The organism is Flavobacterium sp. 25HG05S-40 (genome assembly GCF_052654735.1).
This window is the reverse complement of the sequence record NZ_CP199750.1, coordinates 2,107,025-2,132,082: the sequence shown is the minus strand read 5'-3', so window position 1 is coordinate 2,132,082 and position 25,058 is coordinate 2,107,025. Positions and strand designations below refer to the sequence as shown.

General features: G+C 36.9%; 15 protein-coding genes. 3 read left to right on the top strand and 12 right to left on the bottom strand.

Translation table 11 applies throughout. From position 1 onward, the window contains the following. Positions 1-16: 16 nt before the first annotated feature. Positions 17-1,231 (bottom strand): cation:dicarboxylate symporter family transporter, encoded by a 1,215-nt coding sequence (locus tag ACULEU_RS09265; protein WP_445452320.1) that lies wholly within the window; start codon positions 1,229-1,231, stop codon positions 17-19. Between the two features lie 318 nt (positions 1,232-1,549). Here ACULEU_RS09265 and rpsA point away from each other — a divergent pair, with 318 nt between their 5' ends. Both rpsA and ACULEU_RS09255 read left to right on the top strand, forming a co-directional pair. Further along, the gene (rpsA, locus tag ACULEU_RS09260) at positions 1,550-3,325 is read left to right on the top strand and encodes a 30S ribosomal protein S1 (RefSeq protein ID WP_445452319.1); all 1,776 of its coding nucleotides are present in this window, start codon (positions 1,550-1,552) and stop codon (positions 3,323-3,325) included. A gap of 124 nt (positions 3,326-3,449) precedes the next feature. Continuing rightward, on the top strand, positions 3,450-5,534 hold the full coding sequence (locus tag ACULEU_RS09255; RefSeq protein ID WP_445452318.1) for a DUF7619 domain-containing protein: 2,085 nt from the start codon (positions 3,450-3,452) through the stop codon (positions 5,532-5,534). 34 nt (positions 5,535-5,568) lie between these two features. Here ACULEU_RS09255 and ACULEU_RS09250 read toward each other — a convergent pair whose 3' ends face one another. After that, positions 5,569-6,285, bottom strand: a complete 717-nt coding sequence (locus ACULEU_RS09250) for a hypothetical protein (RefSeq protein WP_445452317.1) — start codon at positions 6,283-6,285, stop codon at positions 5,569-5,571. A gap of 199 nt (positions 6,286-6,484) precedes the next feature. Between ACULEU_RS09250 and ACULEU_RS09245 the strand changes: the two genes are divergently transcribed. After that, complete coding sequence (locus ACULEU_RS09245) at positions 6,485-7,051, top strand: fasciclin domain-containing protein (protein WP_445452316.1); 567 nt, start codon at positions 6,485-6,487, stop codon at positions 7,049-7,051. Between the two features lie 305 nt (positions 7,052-7,356). On the opposite strand, the gene ACULEU_RS09240 is transcribed toward ACULEU_RS09245, so the two are convergent. The 10 genes from ACULEU_RS09240 to recG all read right to left on the bottom strand — a co-directional run bounded on the left by ACULEU_RS09240 (position 7,357) and on the right by recG (position 24,882). Beyond that, a complete protein-coding gene (locus ACULEU_RS09240; protein ID WP_445452315.1) occupies positions 7,357-10,680 on the bottom strand; it encodes an Ig-like domain-containing protein in 3,324 nt (1,107 codons plus the stop codon). Positions 10,681-10,782: 102 nt separating this feature from the next. Further along, a complete protein-coding gene (gene pheT, locus ACULEU_RS09235; RefSeq protein ID WP_445452314.1) occupies positions 10,783-13,206 on the bottom strand; it encodes a phenylalanine--tRNA ligase subunit beta in 2,424 nt (807 codons plus the stop codon). A gap of 244 nt (positions 13,207-13,450) precedes the next feature. Next, complete coding sequence (locus ACULEU_RS09230) at positions 13,451-14,314, bottom strand: bestrophin family protein (RefSeq protein WP_445452313.1); 864 nt, start codon at positions 14,312-14,314, stop codon at positions 13,451-13,453. Between the two features lie 142 nt (positions 14,315-14,456). After that, positions 14,457-14,921, bottom strand: coding sequence for a hypothetical protein (locus ACULEU_RS09225; RefSeq protein WP_445452312.1), 465 nt, complete (start codon positions 14,919-14,921; stop codon positions 14,457-14,459). 227 nt (positions 14,922-15,148) lie between these two features. Then, positions 15,149-15,772 carry a T9SS type A sorting domain-containing protein gene (locus ACULEU_RS09220; RefSeq protein ID WP_445452311.1) on the bottom strand — a complete coding sequence of 208 codons (624 nt, stop codon included), beginning with the start codon at positions 15,770-15,772 and terminating at the stop codon, positions 15,149-15,151. Between the two features lie 55 nt (positions 15,773-15,827). Further along, positions 15,828-16,268 (bottom strand): hypothetical protein, encoded by a 441-nt coding sequence (locus tag ACULEU_RS09215; RefSeq protein ID WP_445452310.1) that lies wholly within the window; start codon positions 16,266-16,268, stop codon positions 15,828-15,830. Between the two features lie 723 nt (positions 16,269-16,991). Then, entirely contained in the window at positions 16,992-18,296 is a 1,305-nt protein-coding gene (locus tag ACULEU_RS09210) for a TolC family protein (protein WP_445452309.1), read from the bottom strand. A 1-nt stretch (position 18,297) separates the two neighbouring features. Next, the gene (locus ACULEU_RS09205) at positions 18,298-21,384 is read right to left on the bottom strand and encodes an efflux RND transporter permease subunit (RefSeq protein ID WP_445452308.1); all 3,087 of its coding nucleotides are present in this window, start codon (positions 21,382-21,384) and stop codon (positions 18,298-18,300) included. An 89-nt stretch (positions 21,385-21,473) separates the two neighbouring features. Then, positions 21,474-22,532, bottom strand: a complete 1,059-nt coding sequence (locus tag ACULEU_RS09200; protein ID WP_445452307.1) for an efflux RND transporter periplasmic adaptor subunit — start codon at positions 22,530-22,532, stop codon at positions 21,474-21,476. 211 nt (positions 22,533-22,743) lie between these two features. Beyond that, the gene (recG, locus tag ACULEU_RS09195) at positions 22,744-24,882 is read right to left on the bottom strand and encodes an ATP-dependent DNA helicase RecG (RefSeq protein WP_445452306.1); all 2,139 of its coding nucleotides are present in this window, start codon (positions 24,880-24,882) and stop codon (positions 22,744-22,746) included. Positions 24,883-25,058: the final 176 nt, after the last annotated feature.

Sequence of the window (25,058 nt, the reverse complement as noted above, 5' to 3'; positions counted from 1 at the left end):
AGAGTAAGCTTCTTAATTATTCCAAATCCATTGGATGCTCAGGATCCACAAATTCATTTTCATTTTTGGATATCACTATTGCTGCTACGCCGTTTCCAATGAAGTTTGTAATTGCCCTTGCCTCGCTCATAAATTTGTCAACGCCTAAAAGAAAAGCCAAACCTTCAACTGGGATTTTATGGATGGCTGTTAAAGTTGATGCTAATACAATAAATCCACTTCCGGTAACTCCGGCAGCACCTTTTGAAGTAATCATTAGGAGTCCGATTATTGTTAAGATTTCAGAAAAAGAAAGTTGTACATCATACAACTGTGCCAGGAAAATGACAGCCATTGAAAGATAAATAGAGGTTCCGTCAAGGTTGAAGGAATATCCTGTTGGCACTACCAATCCCACTACCGATTTGCTGCAGCCCATATGTTCTAATTTGTTCATTAAGTTAGGCAAAGCAGGCTCTGATGAAGAAGTTCCAAGAACAATTAGCAGTTCCGCTTTTAGGTATTTGATAAAATCCAGCATGTTTATTTTGTAATACCTGAGAATGCTTCCGAGTACAAGAAATATAAAAATAGCCATCGTGACATAAACGGTAAGCATTAGTTTTCCTAACGGTATTAGCGTGTGAAGTCCGAACTTACCAACGGTATACGCCATTCCACCAAAAGCGCCCAACGGCGCTAAATACATAACGAATTTTAAAACTTTAAAAACAAACTTCGACGCATTATAAAATGCAGCTACAATGGCTTCCCGTTTTTTGTCATAGTTCAATGCGATGCCAAAGAATATGGCAACTACTAAAACCTGAAGTGTAAAATTGCTTAGGAAGAAATCAATCCAACTAAAAGCTTTTGAGCTGGAAATGTATTTATCCGCATCTTCAATCGCTAGTCCTGATTTGTCAATTTTTCCGGGTTGGATAATGCAGGCAGCAGCTACTCCAATTATTAAGGCGAATGTAGTTACGATTTCAAAATAGATAAGTGATTTGATTCCGATTCGTCCCACTTTTTTCAAATCGCCCATGCCGGCAATTCCCAAAACGATGGTAAGAAAAATGATTGGCCCGATAAAAATCTTAACGAGTTGTATAAAAGAATCGCCAACGATTTTCATTTTTTGTCCGTTTTCCGGATTGAAATGACCTAAAAGAACTCCACAAATTAGAGCTATTAAAACCCAGAAGGTTAGGTTGGTTGTGATTTTGAATAAAAGCGATTCTTTTTTCATAGCCCGAATGTAACATTTTATTTAATACAAATCCCAATCCAGCCCCGATAGGAGCAAGCTACCATGTAGCGCGGATAGCGGGAAAATGCAAGTCAGAAATGCCCAAACCATTCGCTCCTAAAATAAATGTCTATTTTCTTTTTTCTATCATCTATTTTCTTAGTCAATTGTTTTGTAATTAAGAAATTATGTTTAATTTTGCAAACCTTTTGGCGAAGTAGAGTTTCCTTAGGTATCAACTATTTAAATCTAACACTGTTGTGTTTTTAATCGCATCAAGAAACTCAGAGAACATAACATACAAATTATTTTATCAGCATGGCTGTATTAAACAAAGAACAAGAAGCGTTTTTAAATGAATTTAACTGGCATAATTATGCTGAGGGAATTGACGCAGTAGATCAAAAAAACTTGGAAGAGTTTGAAAACATGGTTACTAAAACTTTCATTTCAACAGACCAAGAGGAAGTTGTAGAAGGTGTAGTAGTTAGAATTACTGACAGAGACGCAATTGTTGACATTAACGCGAAATCAGAAGGTGTAATTTCATTGAATGAGTTCCGTTATAACCCAGGTTTAAAAGTGGGTGACAAAGTAGAAGTATTGATTGACGTTCGTGAGGACAAAACAGGTCAATTAGTATTATCGCACAGAAAAGCAAGAACTATCAAATCATGGGATAGAGTTATTGCAGCTAACGAAACAGGTGAAATTGTTACTGGTTTTGTTAAATGTAGAACTAAAGGTGGTATGATTGTAGATGTTTTCGGAATTGAAGCATTCTTACCTGGTTCACAAATTGATGTGAAACCAATCCGTGACTACGATGTATACGTAAACAAAATGATGGAATTCAAAGTGGTAAAAATTAACCACGAATTCAAAAACGTTGTTGTTTCGCACAAAGCGCTTATCGAAGCAGATATCGAAGTTCAGAAAAAAGAAATCATTGGTCAATTAGAAAAAGGACAAGTATTAGAAGGTGTGGTTAAAAACATTACTTCTTATGGTGTGTTTATTGATTTAGGTGGTGTTGATGGATTAATCCACATTACGGACCTTTCTTGGTCAAGAATCAACCACCCAAGCGAAGTTCTTGAATTAGACCAAAAATTAAACGTAGTAATCCTTGATTTTGATGATGAGAAAACAAGAATTCAATTAGGTTTAAAACAATTAAACGCGCACCCATGGGATGCTTTGGATTCTAAATTAGAAATCGGAGATAAAGTAAAAGGTAAAGTAGTGGTAATCGCTGATTACGGTGCATTTATCGAAGTAGCTGAAGGTGTTGAAGGTTTAATCCACGTTTCTGAAATGTCATGGTCTACGCACTTGCGTTCGGCTCAAGATTTTGTAAAAGTAGGTGATGTTGTTGAGGCTGTAATCTTAACTCTTGATAGAGATGACAGAAAAATGTCTTTAGGTATCAAACAATTGACGCAAGATCCATGGACAGATATCACGACTAAATATCCTGTTGGTTCTAAACACACAGGTATCGTTAGAAACTTTACCAACTTTGGTATTTTCGTTGAATTAGAAGAAGGAATTGATGGATTAGTTTATATCTCTGACTTGTCTTGGACGAAAAAAATCAAACACCCATCTGAATTTGTTAACGTAGGTGATAAATTAGATGTAGTAGTATTAGAATTAGATGTTGACGGACGTAAATTATCTTTAGGTCACAAACAAACTACTGCTAATCCTTGGGATAAACATGAAGATGCTTTCGCTGTTGGAACAATCCACAACGGAACTATCGCTGAGATTGTTGACAAAGGAGCTACTGTAGATTTCGGAGATGATGTAGTTGCGTTTATTCCAACACGTCACCTAGAAAAAGAAGACGGTAAAAAATTGAAAAAAGGTGAAGAAGCAGAATTCAAAGTAATTGAGTTCAACAAAGAATTTAAAAGAGTTGTAGCTTCACACACAGCTATTTTCAGAGAAGAAGAAGAGAAAAATGTTAAAGCGGTTTCTGAATCAGTAGCGGCTTCAAACAATGCTCCTGCTCAAACTCTTGGAGATAACAATGATATCCTTGCCGGATTAAAAGCAAAAATGGAAAAAACAGAGAAAAAGAAATAATTCACTGTTTTCTAATAACTAGAAAGCCCCGAGTAATCGGGGCTTTTTTTGTTTTAATAAGTATTTTCATTAAACAATGCGCAACCTTCCTTAAATTTTCGTATCATTAAGAAAACCTAGCCAGATGAAAAGACTATACTTCTTTCTAACCATAATTCTTTTTAGTGCTGTTGTCAATGCCCAGATTGTCGATATTCCAGATCCTAATTTTAAGGCTATTCTTTTGGCTGCAAATCCAGGCAATACCATTGCATCGAATTTTGACAGTGAGTATATTAAAATTGATGCCAATAATGATGGGGAAATCCAGCTAGCAGAAGCTTTGCAGGTCAGAAACTTGTATGTTTCGAGCGCATCAATTAGTTCATTAATTGGAATTGGCAGTTTTACTAATATATTCCGATTGGATTGTAGTGGTAATTTAATCCAGCATTTTGATGCCGGATTATTAAATATTCCAAGTACATTCAGCCTGAATATTCTAGATTGTAGTTATAACCAAATTGAAACCATCGCAATAAATTTTCCTATCCAAAATTTAGTCTGTCACCATAATCAAATCACTGTCCTATCAATTGATTATCCACAATCTATAGTAGTTTTGAATTGTTCCTACAATCAATTAACAGATATTGATGCTAGTGGAATGACAGGTGGTTTACAGGAATTGTATTGTGATTATAACGATTTAAGAAGGATGAATTTAAAGAATGGCAGACTTACTTTTGGATACCGTTTTAACAATAATCCAAATCTTGAATATATCTGCGTTGATGAATTTGAAATAACACAGATACAAAATAGGTTGAATCAATACGGATATGTGAATTGCCATATCAACAGTTACTGCTCTTTTAGCCCTGGAGGAGCTTTTTATACAATCAATGGAAACATTAAATACGATACAGATAATGATGGCTGTAGTCCGTTAGACGTCAATTATCCACACCTGCAATTATCTTTTTCTAATGGAACCACTACTGGTCATTTAATTCCCGATGAGACTGGTAATTACAGCTACGATGTGCAACAGGGAATGCATTCTATAACTCCAGTTCTTGAGAATCCTTTTTATTTCTCTGTTTCACCTGAAACTACTACAGTTGCTTTTCCAGCCACTACAAACCCTTTTACACAGGATTTCTGTGTCTCAGCCAATGGTACACACAATGATTTGGAAATACTGCTATTTTCATCTCCGGCGGGGCCTGGATTTGACGTTCGGTATGTTGCTGTTTATAAAAATAAGGGTACTACCACCCAAAGCGGAATAGTTAGCCTAGCATTTGACGATACTGTATCAGACTTCGTTTCGTCTATTCCAACTGTGAGCAATCAGACTTTAAATAGCTTAAGCTGGAGCTTTAGTAATTTATTGCCATTTGAAAAAAGGGTAATTACTTTTGTTTTGAGGGTGAATTCACCTGTAGAAACACCGCCAGTAAATAGTGGTGATGTATTACATTACGTAGCTACCGTCACAGGAGCAACAGATGAAAGTCCGGCTGATAATACAATCACCATGAACCAAGTAGTGACTAATTCAGTGGATCCTAATGACAAAGTGTGTTTGGAGGGAAATACTGTAGGTATTGATATGATTAATCAATATGTGCACTACATGATTCGCTTTGAGAATACTGGAACTGCCAATGCCCAAAATATAGTTGTAAAGGACATCATCGATTCCAATAAGTTCGAGGTTTCCTCCTTGATTCCACTTCAAGGCAGTCATCCATTTGTTACCAGAATAGCATCAAATAAAGTAGAATTTATCTTCGAAAATATCAATCTCCCTTATGATGACGCTAATAATGATGGTTATGTTACATTTAAAATAAAGACAATACCAACATTGGTTCTAGGTGATACTTTCAGTAATACGGCCAATATCTATTTTGATTATAATTTCCCAATCATTACCAATACATCAACAACAACTATCATTCAAATGTTAGGGAATCAGGATGTCGATTTCAATACCCTTTTTAGTCTTTCTCCAGTACCAACAAAAGACTTACTTATAGTTACCACAAAACAGGCCGTAACAATTAGTTCGATAAGTATTTACAATACTTTAGGGCAGTTGATGCAGGTAATTGCCAATCCAAATGAAACCATTGATGTCTCTAATTTAAGGACTGGAAATTATGTTATTAAGATTTTAAGTGAAAAAGGAAGTTCAACGAGCAAGTTTATAAAAGAGTAATAAAAAAGCCCCGAGTAATCGGGGCTTTTTTTGTTTAGTTGTTATAATACTGTCGTTGCCAAATCTCCTCATTAAAGTTTTTGCCCATCATGAAAAAGTAATACGCAAATACCGCAAAAATCGATTTGAAAGCAAACAAAAACACAATCACCGAAGCCAGCGGCACCGATTTACTCAAGTTGTTTTCCGGAACAATAAAGGCAATGAGGATACTTAATACAATACTAGTGATGGTGAAGTTTCCTAGATTTTTAATGGGTAAAACCAGCAATTTGCGCCAGGGATTCATTTCTGTTCCCCATTGATGTACTAAATAATAGTAATCGTTACCAATCGGAACAAACAATAACGGATCGTCATAATTCAGCAAATGAAAGGCCTTACTGGGAGCAATAATTCTAAATCCTCCTAAAGAAGTGTTGTGCTCCTTTTCCATCATTCGGATTTTAGTAACAGCCTCTTCCGGAATTTCATTTTTAAAAATACTACTCTCTAAAAAACGCAAACGGTAATCAACACAAATTTGCCGTATCTGGTCGACATGAAAAATCTTGTCGGTTTCCAGTAAATCCAGCTGTAAGTGATTCACTTTTGTGGAACTCTTTACACGAAGTTTCGTTACGATACTATTCCTCTCGTTTTCATTTTCAACAAAAATCGCCTGTATTTCGGCTAAAATTTCCGACTCCGACTTGAATTTTCTGCGTTGTTGAAGCATTTCTTTTTCGAGGTTTACTGTATTTGCTAACATGATACAACAAATTTATAAAGGATTGATAGTAGGTGAATTATACATCCTAAAGTATAAAATTAAATTCTTAAAACAAGCTGTTGCAGCAACAAATTCCCTCTCGACAGTTGTTAAAGTTTTCAGAAAAGAACGATAGCTCAAAAACCAGAAGACTGATGTTGGCGTAAATGACTTTATAACTTTAAAAAATAACATTATTATGAAAACCAGAAATTTTTTAACCGTAGCATTTTTTGCCTTTACCTTATTCGGAACCACTGCGACATTTGCTCAAAAAGAGAAAACCGTAACTGTAGGTGGCGCACCGATGTATCCTTCCAAAAACATTATTGAAAATGCGGTAAACTCTAAAGACCACACCACATTAGTAGCTGCTGTTAAAGCGGCAGATTTAGTCGAAACATTGCAAGGAAAAGGTCCGTTTACTGTTTTTGCTCCAACAAATGAGGCATTCAACAACTTGCCTAAAGGAACTGTTGAAACCTTATTGAAACCTGAAAACAAAAAGTTATTACAAACGATTTTGACCTATCATGTTGTTGCCGGAAAAATGAATGCTTCGGATATTGCCAAAGCTATTAAAGCTGGTGGAGGAAAAGCTACACTTAAAACGGTTAGTGGCGGAACTTTAACGGCTTGGATGAAAGGTTCACAGGTATACCTTACCGATGAAAATGGTAAAAGTGCTCAAGTTACCATTGCCGATGTCAATCAGTCGAATGGTGTGATTCATGTTATTGATGCAGTGGTTACACCTAAATCATAATTTTATACTGGTACTTCGAAATTATGTAGTGTAAAAAAGAAAAGTCTCCCTTTTAGGTTGGGGAGACTTTTTTATTATAATTTGCTCAGAAATTGTTAAAATGGCTGATCTGAAAATATTGTTTTATAGGTATAAACCAGTTTTTCCTTTTCAATCATCTGCACAAAATAGAATCTACTACTTAGATTGTCCTTCCAGTAAGCGCAGGCCGCTTATTTGTAAATAAATAAGTACTATAAAAAAGCAAATACTGCAATAGTACCATTTGATGGCCGGAAGTTGGGGAGTTTATGCGTTTATTAAACTTACCTTATCAGAGCAAAATGACCTCTGTATTCTTTACCGTTTTCCCGGATAACCACAAACCAATAATCGCTTGATGGAAGCTCAGCGTCATTAAATTTTCCGTCCCATGCTGAAGTATTATTCAACGTCTTCAAAAGCTTGCCATAGCGGTCAAAAATAAGTACTTTTAATCCCTTCTCAAAATAAGAGAATTTAATCGCCCAGGTATCATTATATCCATCATTATTTGGAGTGAAATATTTTGGATGACTTAGTAGGTATACATCTTCTGTCGAAATACCGCACCCATTTTTATCCCGTATAGATACAGTATAGATCCCACTACTTAATCCATTGAAAATATTATTCGACTGATAGTTAATACCATCAATTGAAAATTCATAATCTCCATAACCTAAAGTGTTTACAATAATTATGTTGTTGTTGTCATTCCAGTCCTGTATTTCAATGCTTGTAATCATTGCAGCGTTTGATAAAACGACATTGAAATTTTTTGTAGTTGAACAACTCACACTTCCATAGTTTGTTGTAACGGTTACTGAATAATTCCCTGCTTGTGAAACAGTGATAGTTTGGGCGATTGAAGTTGTTGACCAGGCATAACTGTCGAATCCAGAACCAGCGTCTATCGTCACATTACTTTTCTCGCAAAGCGTCAAGGTCTCTGGAATGTTTATGATGGGCGATTTTACCAATGTTAAATTCAATTTCACAATTTGATGACAGCCTTCAACTGAAGTAATCCTGACATATACTGTATGCAATCCTGTTGTAAGGTCATAAGCTGTGGCATTACTAACAAGTTCTGTATTCAATTGATTGTTAGCCCCTGAAGCTGTTGTGTAATATTCAAACCTAAAATTATTTCCATTAGGGAGTAAGCTGATATTGAAGTTTGGTAAAGAGATAATTTCTGAACCATCATTTAAATCATCACAAATTGTTTGGGAATAATCATTTGCATTTAGCGTATTGATTATAGTAGCAGTAACGGCTAAACGATTGACGCTTTCACAATTATTAATAGTTTGGGAGGCATAGTAGGTTACTCCATCAACTAAGGGCGTTGTAACCGGTATAGTATTTAAGCCAGAACTCGCAATATACCAAATCAGATTAGTGCCATCAACTGCGATGTCGTTTAGTGTTGGACTTTGAATTGCACAAAAAGTTTGGGTAATTGCTCCAGTAGGAGTTGATGTGTTTTCAATAATAATGAGAACAGGTATCCTTAGACTCTCGCAATTATTTATGGACTGTGAAGCATAATAAGTTGTTCCATTGACCAAAATTGTCATATCCGGAAGCAAGTTTCCACCAATTGTGGAGTTGTACCATTTTATGTTCTGGCCATTTACGGCAATTGAACTTAACGTTGCATTTTGTTGAACGCAAAATGTTTGTGGTGATACTAAAGTTGGCATAGTAACCGTATTCAACGTCACGTTTATTGAAGCTCGATTACTTTCACAACCATTTGCGGTTTGGGTAAGATAATAAGTAGTATTGTTTTGCAAAGTCGTAGTTGGCGGTAAACTGTTAACTTCAGTAGATGAAGAATACCATTTTATGTTTTGCCCAATTGCCAATAAACTTGAGATAGTAGCATTGTCGCTTGCACAAAATGTTTGATTTATACTAACTGGCATAGATGGTGCCGGATTAATTGTTACCGTTACATCAAGTCTTTGGGTACTTTCCGGACAATTACCATTCTGCCTTGATGCATAATAGGTTTGTCCGCTAACTAATGCAGTCATGACATTTAACGGAGTAGTAGCAGTAGCAGAAGGATACCATTTTATTGATGTTGAATTAGGTAATAGATTACCTATTGTTGGATTTTGTGATGAACAAAAAAGTTGAGTGTTATTTCCTTGTGGTCTTGTTGTATCACATGGGCCAAGTTTTAATGTAAAACGTGCTCCAAATGGATTGCTACTTGAATTTGCCAAGTATATGCCAGTGGTTGGGTCAAAATCTACGACATAACCAAAATTACCTACATAATACTGATTGTCATTCCTGATTTTAAAATCAGTGAAATAGAAATTAACACAATTGTTATTATAATCACCAAGTTTGAAAGCGTTATCGAAATTCCTGTTACTATCAAGCTTGATGTAAAAGGCATCCCTGGCCTGTGCGCCGCAAATATAACTCAAAAGAAAAGTATTACTTGATGGATCTGCATCAAATATGTGAATAAACTCCCCTACGATATAGGAATTGTTACTGGTATCAAACTCAATTGAACTAAAAAGAAAGTATGGGTATGCACTTACCGGAGGGAATTTTTTTACGTCTAAGAAATCGCCGTTGCCAGTGAGCCATAATACATACGGTTTAGGATTAATATTAAGAACACTTGGTCCAGGGTCTACATCTATATCAGGTCCGTTGCCATTTTTTCCGGAACCAGCTATTACTATATTTCCATTAAGGTCTATATTAAAAGTTTGAGGATTTTGGTTCTCAAGAAACTTTTGCCATACTGTTGATCCATCAGTTGAATTGATTTTAAATATGTTATAACCGTAGGAAGTATAACTTTGATTGTCGCCGTTGGAAACGACCACAATAGGATTCTGAGTATTGTCAATTTTTACACGCTCATAATGAGTATTGGTAAATAGAACGTTAAATCTTCTTCCAAAAACAATATTCCCAACATTATTTATCTTTAAAATGAAGGAATCTCCACCTACATTGAAATTCAATTGTGGGTTAGAAAGGTCAAAATTTATACGATGCTTATAGGATCCTGATATATATATATTATTTTGATTGTCCAATGCTAACGATGATGAGTAATAAACATCATACGGACTCGGATTGTCAACATTAGTTATTTTTTTGGTAAGTAATATGTTCCCTTGAGGGTCAAGCTTAAAAATCGTAATGTATTTTTGCCTGAAGTTAATTCTCTGTTCATATATATCTGCCAAAAGATATATATTGCCATCTATACCTATTTCCATATCAATCACCCTGTCTGCAGTCCCAAAAAAGGTTCCGAAGGTTTTTCCCCATACAAAATCGCCATTTGAATTTAGCTTTGTTAAGAACAAACTGCATGGGGCTGTTGATTGTGGAGTGTTATCTATAATTTGTGTAACACCTGCAGTTGGGTCGATATCAAAAAGTTCATCATATATCATTCCAAACGTATAACTGTTTTCATTGCTGTCCACTTCTATCATGCTGGAATTATCACCACTGAAATAGCTTCCCTCAAATTGTTTAACCCATTGGAAATCCTGTCCAAATGACTGTAACCGCAAAAAAAATAAAAAGATGATGAGTAGGTTTTTTTTATTCATAAATAAATAACGACGTTTTTTAAAAATTTAACCTTACTGGAATTTAATTTCAAATTTAGTTTAAATTACTAAAAAAAGCCCCGATATTTCGAGGCTTTTATATTATTGTCTTAAACTGGCTCCAACTTCTGCTTCTAAATTCTTTTGAAGCTTATTCATGATTTTATCAATCTGCTCGTCTGTTAAAGTTTTGGTGGTGTCCTGAAGTGTAAAACTCACGGCATACGATTTTTTGCCTTCCGGAAGATTCTTTCCTTCGTACACATCAAACAAATTCACATTTTTGAGTAATGATTTTTCCGTTTGACGGGCAATGGTGTAAATGGCATCAAAAGCGACAGTAGTATCGACTAAAAGTGCTAAATCTCTTCTTACTTCAGGATATTTCGGAATATCAACAAACTTAATTCGGTTGTTGAGTGTTTTCAAGATAAGATTCCAATTGAAATCGGCATACAAAACTTCCTGCTTGATGTCGAAGTGCTTTAAGATGGATTTCTTAACGGTTCCAAATTCTACTAAAATATCATTGTTGTATACAATAGCAAGTCCTTCGGCAAATACATCGGAAGTCACGGGCTTGTTCTGTATTTTACCAATGCCCAATCGCGATAAAACCGAATCCACATACCCTTTAAACAAAAAGAAATCAGAAGGTTTTGGAGTATTCGTCCAGCTTTCTGCCAAACGGTTTCCCGAAACAAATAAGGTCAAATGTTTGGGTTCGTCATACCCTGAAAGCAACTTGTGATAGGTTTTTCCGAATTCAAATAATTTCAAATCACCATTTCTTCGGTTGATGTTATATGAAACGGCTTCTAATCCTGAGAATAGCATCGACTGACGCATTGTGGCCAAATCATTGCTCAACGGATTCAGCATCGTTACATTGTAATCTTCCTTCAACATATCCGAAAGCTTCACGTAATCAGCAGTCGTAAGGGAATTGGCCATCATTTCATGGAAACCAAGCGAATTCAATTGGGTAGCCACAATATTCTGAACTTTATAATCTTCTGTTCGCGCCGAATTGGCAACGGTGGCATTTAATTTTTTAGTAAAATTGATGTTGTTATACCCATACACACGCAGAATTTCTTCTACAACATCTACTTCGCGCTGCACATCTACGCGGTACGACGGAATCATAAGTCCTAATCCAGCATCAGAAACACTATTTACTTTAATATCTAGAGATGCCAATATTTTTTTGATAGTTTCCTTGGGTAATTCTTGTCCAATCAATTTGGCAGTTTTATCAAAATGCAAGAATACCGGATAATCTTCAATTTTCTTTGGATACAAATCGACAATGTCCGACGTGATTTCACCACCGGCCAATTCCTTAATCAAAAGCGCCGCACGTTTCAAAGCAAATTCGGTAATGGTTGGGTCGATGCCTCGCTCAAAACGGAAGGAAGCATCGGTATTCAAGCCATGTCTTTTAGCCGATTTTCTAACGCTTATAGGATTGAAATAGGCACTTTCCAAAAATATCGAATTCGTACTATCGGTAACACCCGAACTTTTTCCGCCAAAAACGCCAGCCAGACAAAGCGGTCCTTTTTCGTCGCAAATCATCAAATCTTCTTCGTGTAACGTTCTTTCAACATCGTCTAGTGTAGTAAATTTTGTTCCGGCAGCAACGGTTTTTACCAAGATTTTCCCATTGATTTTGGAAGCATCGAAGGCATGTAAGGGTTGTCCTAAATCGTGGAGAATATAATTAGTAACGTCAACAATATTGTTTTTTGGAGTAAGTCCAATAGCTTTCAAACGGTTTTGTAACCAAGCAGGAGATTCTTTAACAGTGATTCCCGAAATCGTTACGCCGCAATATCTTGGAGCCAATTTACTGTCCTTAACATCCACATCAATCTTCAGTGTTCTTTTGTCAATTCGGAACGTAGAAACCGAAGGTGTAATCAACTCGATATTACTATTTTTTTGCAATAAACTGGCACGTAAATCACGAGCTACACCATAATGCGACATCGCGTCGGCACGATTGGGAGTCAAGCCAATTTCAAAAACTTCATCATTTTCGATGTTAAAGACTTTGGCGCAAGGTGTTCCCGGTTTTAGTTTATCATCCAAAACCATAATACCGTCATGGCTGGTTCCTAATCCCAATTCATCTTCCGCGCATATCATTCCGTGACTTTCCTGTCCGCGGATTTTTCCTTTTTTGATTTCAAATTCAACGCCTTCTTTATCAAATAATTTGGTTCCGATAGTCGCCACAGGTACTTTTTGTCCTTTAGCAACATTGCTGGCACCGCACACGATTTGAACCGGAGTACCATCGCCTAAATCGACCGTAGTAATGCTCAATCTATCAGCATCCGGATGCTTTTCACACGACAATACATGACCAACGACAACGCCTTCCAATCCGCCGCGAACCGATTGGTATTTTTCGACTACTTCTACTTCCAAACCTAAGTCAGTCAATATTGCAGCCGTGTCTTCTGATTTTAAATCTATTTTAATGAATTGTTTTAACCAATTGTATGAAATCTTCATATATACCTACGCTTTTTTAAGAGTGCAAATATAATCAATGCCACCCGCAGGAAGAAAGTTTTCAGGGGTTTTTTATCAGCATTTTCGATTTTAATAATTAGGAGCGGAGCTACAACTACTGTCAGGACAAATCCACCCGCTATTCGCTATATCTTTTGCTTCGCAAAAGGATGCCGCTGTTATCGGGGCTAGCGAGGACCTTATTTGTCTTTCCCGCGAAGGCGGGAATCCATAATGTTTCAACCTAAAGCAACTCCTCAACATGCCTCTTGATGTTTTCCGAAATTTTCTGAGTCGGTAAATCGTTTTCATCGCCTCCAAACGGATCTTCAATTTCCTCAGCAATCAATTCTAAACTCGCCAAAACATAAAAAATAAATACGACAACAGGCGCTGTGTAATAGCCCAAACTAAACGAATATCCAAAAGGCAACGTCATGACATAAAAGAAAATAAACTTCTTGATAAAAGCGCTGTACGAGTAGGGAATAGGCGTGTTTTTGATTCTTTCGCAGGCACCGCAAATCTCGGTAAACGATTGTATTTCCGCATTGAGTACAATCAATTGATCGCCCGAAATTTTCTTTTCCAAATACAAATCATTGATTCTGTGAAATAGTTTTTTGGCTACCTGATTGGGTTTGTGTTTGTGATGGTCAATTTCTAAATCGACATCCTCAAACAACTGTTTGGTGACTTCCGTATTGTTTAAGTGCTTGTGAAGTACCGCTGCAAAGCTTGGAATTATTTTTCTAAAATAAGCCTTGTCATGTTCATCTTCTAAAATTACCGATAGTTTCAAGGCCAGATTCCGACTGTTGTTCACCAGACTTCCCCATAGTTTTCTGCCTTCCCACCATCGGTCGTAGGCTGTATTGGTTCTGAAAACCAGCAATAACGAAATCACAAAACCCAACATTCCATGCATGATGGTAATGTTTTTCAGGTAGCTTTTCTCGCCAATTTTCCAAATCTCCACTTCGGCATAGCCAATTAAGGCCGAATAGACGCCGATAGCTATCATTATTGGAAATAACGTTCGAAACGTATCTGCTTTGTGAAAGCGAAAAATAAACGTAAACCAGTCTTTTGTATTGTAAGAAATCATAGGGATAGTTAAAAGATGGGGTCAAAAATACATAAAAAAGGATTCCAAGTCTAACATCCTATCTTGGCAATTTTACTAAAAACAAACCGATTTGTATTATGACAGTTTACTAAGTCCTTTATCTGTGCTACTGCTGTGCCGTTTAGTATTTAATTTCTATATCTAACTGTCTTTCTTCTTTAAGCGCTTTTTTGTCCATTCCTGTTCCAACAACGATTCCAATACCCATACCAATAGGCAAGCCGACACCTAACAATCCTATATTGCCAATACTTAAGCCAAAAGCTACTCCAATGGGTAATCCAAATGCGGAAATACCGAAGAGCATCCATAGATTGCGATAATAGTTTTTGGGAACAATTTTATGCTCTTTTTCTACTTGTTTTAAGATTTCCGTTTGCTTTTGCTTGATAAGTTTTCGTAATGCATCGCCAGTTAGTGATGACGAATTTACTAGTTCGACACTTTCATTAATAATAGTAGTGATTTTTGGAGATATTTTTTGCTTACGCAATTCAATTAACAATTCTCGAAACTGATTGTATAATTTACTCAATTTGTCATCAGTAGCAATATCTTGTCTTTCTTTTAATTCCGATGTAGTCATATTTTATTTTGGTTGGTTTTTAATATCTAGTTGTTATTTACTTTTTCAGAATCTATTTAGAAAAAGGGAGCAATAGTAACTTTCCCAAACTTCCAATCGGAAACCAATCCGAAAAGGATAAGAAATAAAAGCACTATTTCAAGGTAAAGAAAAACAAAAAACATTACGATTTGGTAAGTCATTCCTAGTTTAGAATAATCACTACTAAAGGCATCAACCAAAATATTTTATTCGATTACTATTTTTTTAGCTAAGGTTTTGCCTTCCGAAAAAAGTTTAATCAAGTAAATGCCTTTAGTTAAGCTACTTACATCTATTTTTGAGGTAGAAGAAAATGCCAGTAACTCTTTACCGTAAATGTCATAAACTATACTTTTTTCTAAAGTGATGTTTTCAATATTCAGTATTCCTTTGGTTGGATTTGGATAAAGTAACACTTCTTGTGAATTGAATTCGTCATTGCTCAATGCCGGAGGAAACACGGTAGCAGTTTCCGTATAAGTTGACTCTACTTGTCCTTCATAAACGGCTGTAACGTGTACCAAAAATCCATTGGGCATATTGTACTCTAAAAAATCTATCCCGCAATTGGAAACAAATCCAAAGACTTGTGAATAGGTATTATATAAATTCCTTTCCGTTTGAAATCTATACAATTCGTTATCTCGGTAAATATTGTAGCCAAGTAATACGCCATGTGGTTGGTCAGGTTCTTCCCAGTTTAATTCAAAAAAATTATGTGGAGTTTGGTAGGTTTGTGAAAACGTAACATTTTGTACTGGATTGATTTGTCCATTTGATTTAGGTATTGCAATCAGTAAAAAAACGAATAAAAGTGTAGTTTTTTTCATAATTCTTGTTTTTTAATAAGTGATTCATCTACTACGAACTCATATAGTGACAGCTTTATACGTGACAATTCACTTTCCAAGCTTGTTTAATCTTTTTTAGATTTTCTGGGGTGGCATATAAAGTGTTATTTTCTATTTTAATTTCCAAGCCATTGATTTTTAAAATTTCGATATCTCCAACCCTCTTGATATTGCAGCAAACTTCTTCTTCCCAGATATTTTGCCAAATCTTTGAAAGTATAAAATGTGCCATGATTCCTTTGTTTTGACTGTCAAGAATTTTAATTAATGCTGGCGATGCCATTTTACCAATTGCTACAATTCTGTTAGCCGTAGTTCCATTTATTCTCGGCGAAGTGGTTTTAGTCAACACTATATAAGCATCTTTATTGTCTATTTTCTGAATCAGAGAATCTATTTCTTTATGCTGAGCACAAATTGAATTAAAGCTGATTACAACTACGATAAGAATAATTTTTTTTACAAGATTGGTCATTCTATGAGATTTTGATTAAAGTTACTACCAACGCTCCGTGGCTTTGAGTCAGTAGCGGGATTATTAGTAATTTGTTCTAAAGATATGTAAAAATTCGTTTGAGTAATTTCATTCTAAGAAACAAAACGAGTCTTAGTTAGAAGCAGTGCATACCACTACGGTATGTAAAGAAAGCTTGAGCAGGTAAACTTTGTCGTTTTCCTTTTCCTCATAGATTGTATTCAACTTTCGATTTTCTAAATATTTTCTAAGAAAGATTTCAACGAACACTTTTCAGTTTTTAATTTTGTGTGAACTTTTTAAAAATAAATTTTTCCACACACTTTTTGTGTGAACTTTCTAAAAATAAATTTTCCCACACACTTTTCGTGTGAGTTTTTAGAAAATAAATTTTTCCACACCATCTATAAATAGGATTTTATTGGAAGTTTTTCCGGATTTACTTCTTACATAAATAGAATTGAAACAAGTTCAATTTTCGAAATCTTTTACACCGAAGAATTAATTTATAAACTTGGATAGACAATCAGATGTAACTACCGAATACATATCAACTCAAACATCTTTTTTTAAAAAAGATATTCATACGTTGTGCTAATATACTAATAAATAGAGTTTTTATAAAAAAGATAGTCCTCTAAAGAAAATACAATCATTTAAAATTTATAATTCAAAATTTAAAATAATCGATTCAGTAAAATAAAAAATATCTCGTAAAACATACTAGAAAGTCAAATTCCCGGCCAGTTCTTTTAAGGCAATTTCAGAGAGTTTCGCCTGAAACTGGGCATTGCTGTTGCGCACTTTAGCATTGAGGTAGTTCAGTTGCGCGGTTCGGAATTCTATAGTGGGAATGGTTCCAATTCGGTATTTTTCTAGGGTGATGTCTAAATTCTGCTTAGCGATAGTTTCATTTTTCTGCTCCAATTGCATTAATTCCAGATTGGTCAAATAGGTTTGGTAGGAGGTCGTCAACGTAGTTTGTAGCAACTGATTTTGTTGCGCTATAGCAATAGTAGCATTCTCCACCTGAAGTTTGGCTACCTTTTCATTACGCCTTTGGTTGAAGCCGTCAAACAGATTTAAAGTCGCCGTAAAGCCGTAATTCAGACCTTTTCCGGAAGATTGCGTCACGAAGCCCAAACTAGACTCGCTCTCATTAAAATTGTAGGCCGAATTCACTCTAATCACAGGATAACGATCGCCTTTGACTTGTTTTAACTGTAATTCGGCTATTCTTTTATTCAGCACTTGGGCTTCCAATTGCGGGTTTTGTTTTTCGGCTAACGAAATAAGTTCTGGCAAGAGTAGAGGGTTGTCCATAGTAATCGCTCTAACAACCGTAAAATCAGTTTTGACATCACGCGCCAGCATCTGATTCAGCAAGGTTTTGGTATTGGCATACAATTCTCGTTGTCGAAGTAAAGTCGTCGTATCGGTATTCAAATCAACTTGCGCATTCAATACTTCCAATTTCGAAGCTTTACCAATAGTATAGCGGTTTTGGGCCAGTGTTACTCTTTGATTCGAAATCACCAAAGTACTGTCTAAAGCGGCTAATTGCTGTTGTTGTTGCACCAAATCGTAATAGGTTGAGGTCACGTCACTAATTTTAGTAATGACCGTCAGTTTTAACTCGGCTTCTCCTAACTTTTCCAGCGCTTTTAACTGATCGTATTTGGCAAACATCTTAAATCCATCAAAAACGGTCCAGTCTAGTCCAACACCATAAGTCAGACTGTTGTTTTTCGCATTATCAAGCGTATTGGTTGTTCCGTCATTTCGGGTTTGAGTGGTATTTTGTATGCTGTTGTTGTCTATTACATTGGCTGCCAGTTTGGGTAACATTCCGGCATTGCCTAGCGTACTATTCGTCTTATCGATGTTGAGCTCGTTTTTGGAAATTCGGATTTCATAATTGTTTTCCAAAGCTGTTTTTACGGCATCTTCTAGCGTCAGCAGTTCCTGAGCTTGTATTTTCACAAATCCCAATAGCAGCAGAACGGTATATACTAATTTCAATTTCATCTTATTTTTCTAAAGCTTCAATATTATCAAATTCAGGGCGGTGTTTTTTCTCTCGGGACCACATCAAATAAATAGAAGGTATCACAAATAAGGTCAGTACCAATGAAAACATAGTGCCTCCCACAATTACAACACCCATTCCGATTCTACTAGTTGAGGCTGCACCCAAGGATAAAGCAATAGGCAATGCTCCTAAAGCAATCGCTAAACTGGTCATCAGAATAGGACGTAGACGTGCTTCCGAAGCTTCTAATATCGCTTCCAATTTGGGTTTACCTTGTTCGCGTAACTGATTGGCAAATTCGACAATCAAAATCCCGTTCTTGGTGACCAGTCCAATAAGCATAACGGTTCCAATTTGACTAAAGATATTCCACGTTTGACCAAATAGCCAAAGTGAAAATAAGGCTCCGGCAACAGCCATTGGCACCGTTAAAATGATAATAAACGGATCGATAAAACTCTCAAACTGCGCGGCTAGAATCAGATAAATCAGCAGCAACGCCAAGCCAAAAGCAAAAGCAGTATTCGAACTACTTTCGACAAAATCGCGGGATTCACCGCCCAAATCGGTCGTAAAACTATTGTCTAAAACTTTTTCTTTGATGGCATCCATAGCGTCTATTCCGTCACTAATACTTTTCCCCGGAGCCAGTCCGGCCGAGATGGTAGCCGACATATAACGGTTATTATGATAAAGTTGCGTTGGATTGCTTTGCTCTTCGACTTTGACGACATTGTCTAACTGAATCAATGTGCCATTTTTGTTTTTGACATACATCGAAGTCAAATCCAACGGTTCATCACGGTCTTTTTCGTCAAATTGACCTATTACCTGATATTGTTTTCCGTTTCGCATAAAATAACCAAAGCGTTGTCCACTAAGGGATAATTGGAGTGTTTGTGCAACATCCAGCACTGAAATTCCGAGTGATTCTGCTTTTTCACGGTCGATGTTCACATTGATTTCGGGTTTGTTAAATTTCAGATTGACATCTACGTTGGAGAAGGTTTCATTTTGGTTCGCCAAATCCATGAATTGCGGAATCTTTTCACGCAGTTTTTCAAAATTCGGAGCCTGAATGATATACTGAATAGGCATTCCACCTCGTTTGTTCACGGCTATGGTTGGTTGTTCGGTAATGTTTACTTTGGCCTGCGAATATTTCTTGGTCCATTTGGTAAGATCAGCTGCAATTTCTTTTTGAGAGCGTTCACGGTCTCCGGGATCTTTTAAGGCCAAACGCACTCTTCCGCTGTTGACAGAGGCAGAAGCAAATCCGGGAGCAGTAATCACTAAAGCAATTTTTTTCTCTGGAATCGAATCATCAATCATTTGCGATAGTTCCTGCATAAAACGATCGGTATAGTCATAGGTAGCCCCTTCGGGAGTGGTTACTCCAACGACAATAAGGTTTCTATCATCATAAGGCGCTGTTTCTTTCGGAATAAGTTTGAAAAACAAAACGATTAAACCGATACACACGATGATAATCGGGAAACTAATCCATTTTCGATTGACAAACTTTTCCAGCGAATGCGCATAACCTTGGTTTAAACTCTGAAAATACGGCTCGGTAAAGGTATAAAATCGGGTTTTCTTTTGCTCGCCGCCTTTCATTAGATAGGCATTCAGCATCGGTGTTAAAGTCAAAGAAACAAAGGCCGAAATCAATACAGCAGCACCAATGACGACGCCAAATTCCCGAAACAGCCTTCCGACAAATCCTTCCAAAAAGATGATGGGTAAAAATACCGCTGCCAACGTGATGGATATCGAAATAACCGCGAAGAAAATCTCATTAGAACCTTTGATGGCGGCTTCAATGGGCGACATGCCTTCTTCTACTTTTTTGAAGATGTTTTCGGTTACTACAATTCCGTCATCCACTACTAATCCGGTTGCGAGTACAATCGCTAAAAGGGTTAAGACATTTATCGAAAACCCACATAAGTACATGATAAAAAAGGTCGCAATAAGTGATACCGGAATATCAATCAGCGGACGGAAAGCAATGGACCAATTTCTGAAGAACAAAAAGATAATCAGAATTACTAAAATAATCGATATCAAGAGCGTTTCTGCTACTTCAACAACCGATTTTTTGATAAATAGCGTATTGTCTAAAGCAACATTCAGTTTAATGTCGGCAGGTAAGTCTTTTTTGAAAGCGTCAAACTGTTTGTAAAACTGATCGGCAATATCCAGATAATTGGTTCCGGGTTGTGGAATCACAGCCAATCCCACCATGGGTTTTCCTGAGGCTACTAAACGAGTTTCGAGATTTTCCGGACCTAATTCGGCATAGCCAATGTCGCTCAGGCGAACAACCTTATCGTCGTTAGCAATGATGATGATGTTATTGAATTCTTTAGCATCCGAAAGGTTTCCCATCGTTTTGACGGTAAGCTCGGTATTCGCACCGGTTAATTTTCCCGAAGGCAATTCTACATTTTGTTTTTCAAGCGCAATCCTTACATCAGAAACGGTAACGCCATAAGAAGATAATTTTACAGGGTCAATCCATATACGCATGGAATAGCGTTTTTGCCCCCAAATTTGAACACTACTCACTCCTGGAATAGTTTGCAAACGCTCGGCAATAACATTTTCGGCATAATCGCTTAGTTCTAGAGCATCCTTGCTATCACTTTGAACCGTCATCGTAATGATAGGGTCAGAATCGGCATCCGCTTTCGAAACTACAGGTGGTGCATCAATGTCTTGAGGCAGACTTCGTACGGCTTGCGAAACCTTATCTCGTACATCATTGGCCGCTTCTTCTAAGTTTTTTTCAAGTTTAAATTCGATGGTAATATTACTCGAACCCTGATTGCTTGATGAAGTAATGTTTCGGATTCCGTCGATGGAGTTGATGGCTTTTTCGAGTGGTTCTGTAATTTGCGATTCAATGATATCGGAGTTGGCACCGGTATAATTGGTACGCACTGAAATCTGCGCCGGATCAATAGAGGGAAATTCACGTACGCCCAAATAACTGTAACCAATAATACCAAAAAGGATAATGGTTAAATTGATGACAATTGTAAAAACCGGTCGTTTAATACTCAGGGTCGATAAACTCATAATGATTTTAGATTTTTGACTTTAGATTTTAGATGGCAGAATGGATTTAAAAATCTTAAATCAGCATTCATAAATAATTCAATCTTAAATCATTTTAGTTTTACTTTGATATCAGCATCATCCTTCAGAGACATCACACCCGATGTGAGCACAGTGTCACCAACTTTAAGTCCGGATGTAATAACCACATCTTTATCGGTTCGTGCAAGTGTTTCCACTTTAACTTCTTTGGCTTTGCCGTTGTTGGCAATGAATACTTTTTTTCCATCCTGAATTGGGATAATGGCTTCGGTTGGAATGATGATGGCCTCTTTTATATTGCCTAAAGCCAGTTCAATATTGGCAAAAGTTCCTGGCAATAATTTACCGTTGGAGTTTTCAGTTAACGCTCTTATTTTCATGGTACGAGTCGTCATTTCAATGGCAGGTTCCAAAGCGTAGATTTTGGCAGTAAAAGTATCGGCGACATTCGGAACCGTGAATTTGATTTCCGAGCCTTTAGTAATTTGAGAAGCATATTTCTCAGGAATAGAGAACGTAATTTTGAGTTGATTACTGCTTACTAAATTCGCAATCAGCGTAGTCGGGGTCACATAAGTTCCGGGAGAAATATTCCGCAATCCAATTTTTCCCGAAAAAGGAGCCCGAATACTGGTTTTTCCAATCTGCGCCTGAATCAACTGGGTTTGTGCTTTCATCGTTCTAAAATCGGCACTAGCGATGTCGTATTCTTCCTGACTGATGGCTTCTTTTTGAAGGAGTAATTTGGCTCGACGTTCGTTTTCAGAAGATAGCCCTTCCTTTGTCTTGGCTTGAACCAACTGCGCTCTGAGTTCGACATCATTCACTTTTAATAATACTTGTCCTTTACTAACCTGACTGCCTTCGGTAAAGGAAACATTTTCTACAATTCCGGAGACCTCGCTGCGAATTTCTATCTGTTCATTGGCCTCAATAGATCCAGAAAGAGAAATGGTATTCGAAAAATCCTGAGGTTGAACTACTACAGCACTAACGGTAATAGGAGGTTTTTTATCCTTTTGGCCACTGTTTTTGTCGTTTTCAGAGTTGCTTTTCGAGATTCTATAGACAATCATTCCGCCAAGAAGAACCGCAAGAATGGAAAGGACGATGTATTTTACTTTCATTTAAAATAGTATTGTAGGTGTACTTTACAAAACTACCTCTTACCAACGGAAGTGGCGTCACCGTTAATTTTTATTTAACACTTGTAGATACAAATTTCCATTTCAACATTGAATATTGGGAGTTTTTTCAAGCTTAAATGAATTTCTGGAATAGCGATGGGAATAGGATGCATTGAGATTGTTTAATGAAAATAGCATTTTTAAAATACAATCAACTAATGTAATTCCAAATATTCTTCTTTTTGGATAGCTCGATAAAAACGGTTCGTAATGTCTGATGTTCGGGCAAAGTCATGGAAGGGTCTTTTTTCAATAGCTTTAACGCTTCATTTCGCGCAACTAAGAGAATGTCTTTATCTCGAACCAAATCCGCAATCTGAAGGTGCAGTACGCCGCTTTGTTGTTTGCCCATGATATCTCCGGGACCACGAAGTTTTAAATCAACTTCAGCGATTTCGAAACCGTCATTGGTACGGCACATGGTTTCTAAACGTACTTTACTATCGTTGGATAATTTAAAGGAGGTCATCAAAATACAATAACTTTGCTCGGCACCACGACCCACGCGACCGCGCAATTGATGCAACTGCGATAAACCAAAACGCTCCGCACTTTCGATAATCATTACACTGGCATTGGGAATGTTGACACCAACTTCAATTACCGTGGTGGCTACCATAATATTGGTTTTTCCATCGGCAAAGCGCTTCATTTCGGCATCCTTGTCTGCGGGTTTCATTTTACCGTGAACCATAGAAATACTGTAGGTAGGTAGCGGAAAATCTCTGGAAATACTTTCATAACCATCCATCAAATCTTTATAATCCATGGTTTCGCTCTCCTGGATTAACGGATAGACAATATAAATTTGACGGCCTTTGGCAATTTCATCTCTGATAAATTTCCACACTTTCAAACGATTGCTGTCATATCGATGCACCGTTTGTATAGGCTTACGTCCCGGAGGCAATTCGTCAATGACTGAAATATCCAAATCGCCATACAAACTCATCGCTAAAGTTCTTGGAATAGGCGTTGCAGTCATTACTAATATGTGAGGAGGGATAGGTGTCCCACCGGCATCTTCTGCGGAAAGGCTTCCTTTCTGCCAAAGCTTAGAACGTTGCTCCACACCAAAACGATGTTGCTCGTCTATGATGGCCAGCCCTAAATTATGAAATTGCACTTTGTCTTCTAGTAAAGCATGGGTGCCGATCAAGATATGCAAACTGCCATTTTCGAGTTCTTCGTGGATGATTTTCCTGTCTGCCGTTTTGGTGGAACCTGTTAGGATTTTTATATTGAGATTAAGAGGTTTAGCTAATTCGGTTAAACCATTGAAATGTTGGTTCGCCAGAATCTCAGTCGGAGCCATCAGGCAACTTTGAAAACCGTTATCCAAAGCAATCAGCATCGCCATTAAAGCAACTATGGTTTTTCCCGAACCCACATCGCCTTGTAATAAGCGGTTCATTTGGGCATGAGTTCCCATATCATTACGGATTTCTTTGAGTACTTTTTTCTGCGCATTGGTCAGTTCGAAGGGCAGATGATTCTGAAAGAAATTATTAAAATTTTCACCCACTACTGTAAAAGCATGGCCTTTGATTTTATGCTTCCGAACCAAGTTTTTAGTAATCAATTGTAGCTGAATAAAGAATAATTCTTCAAACTTCAGTCGAAATTGCGTTTTAGACAATAAGTCCTGACTCTTCGGAAAATGAATATTGAAAAGTGCGGCGTTTTTCGGAATCAGCTTTAAAGCGTCCAAAAGATACTGAGGCAAGGTTTCTGAAAATTTTGCCTGAGTTTCAACAAATAACTGCTGCATCATTTTATTGATAACCCGATTAGAAATCCCTCGGTTTACCAAGGTTTCTGTTGAAGGATACACGGGTTGCATGGCGGAACGCAGACTTTGCTCGTGTTCACTGAACAGTTCCATTTCGGGATGCGCCATACTGAACTGTCCGTTATAATTTGATGTTTTTCCAAAAATCACATAAGGAACATTGATTTTCAAGCTTTCTCGTATCCATTTATGGCCTTGAAACCATGTGAGTTCTATTTGGCCGGTTTCATCTACAAAAGTAGCGACAAGACGTTTTTTGGCTTTACCAAATTCGACCGTTTTGATATTGATTATTTTGCCAATAATCTGTACTTCACTATCATTTTTTTGAAGTTCATTAATCTTGTAGTATCGAGTTCGATCCATGTACCGATTCGGAAAAAAGTTAATTAAATCTTCATACTTGTGAATGCCTAACTCTTTTCGCAACAACTCACCGCGCTGTGGACCAACGCCTTTAAGGTATTCGATGGGAGTTTGCAGAAGGTTATTAGACATCTTAGATTTTTAGATTTACAGACATCTTAAACAGTTATATGATGGATGTCATGATTCTTTTTTCTTTATGAAAGCGAAGATAGTTTTTTACCCAAAAATAAAGTACATTTTTTGTATACAAATTAAGACCGATACTGCACTGATAACCTACATTACCGCGCTAAAAAGAAAAATGA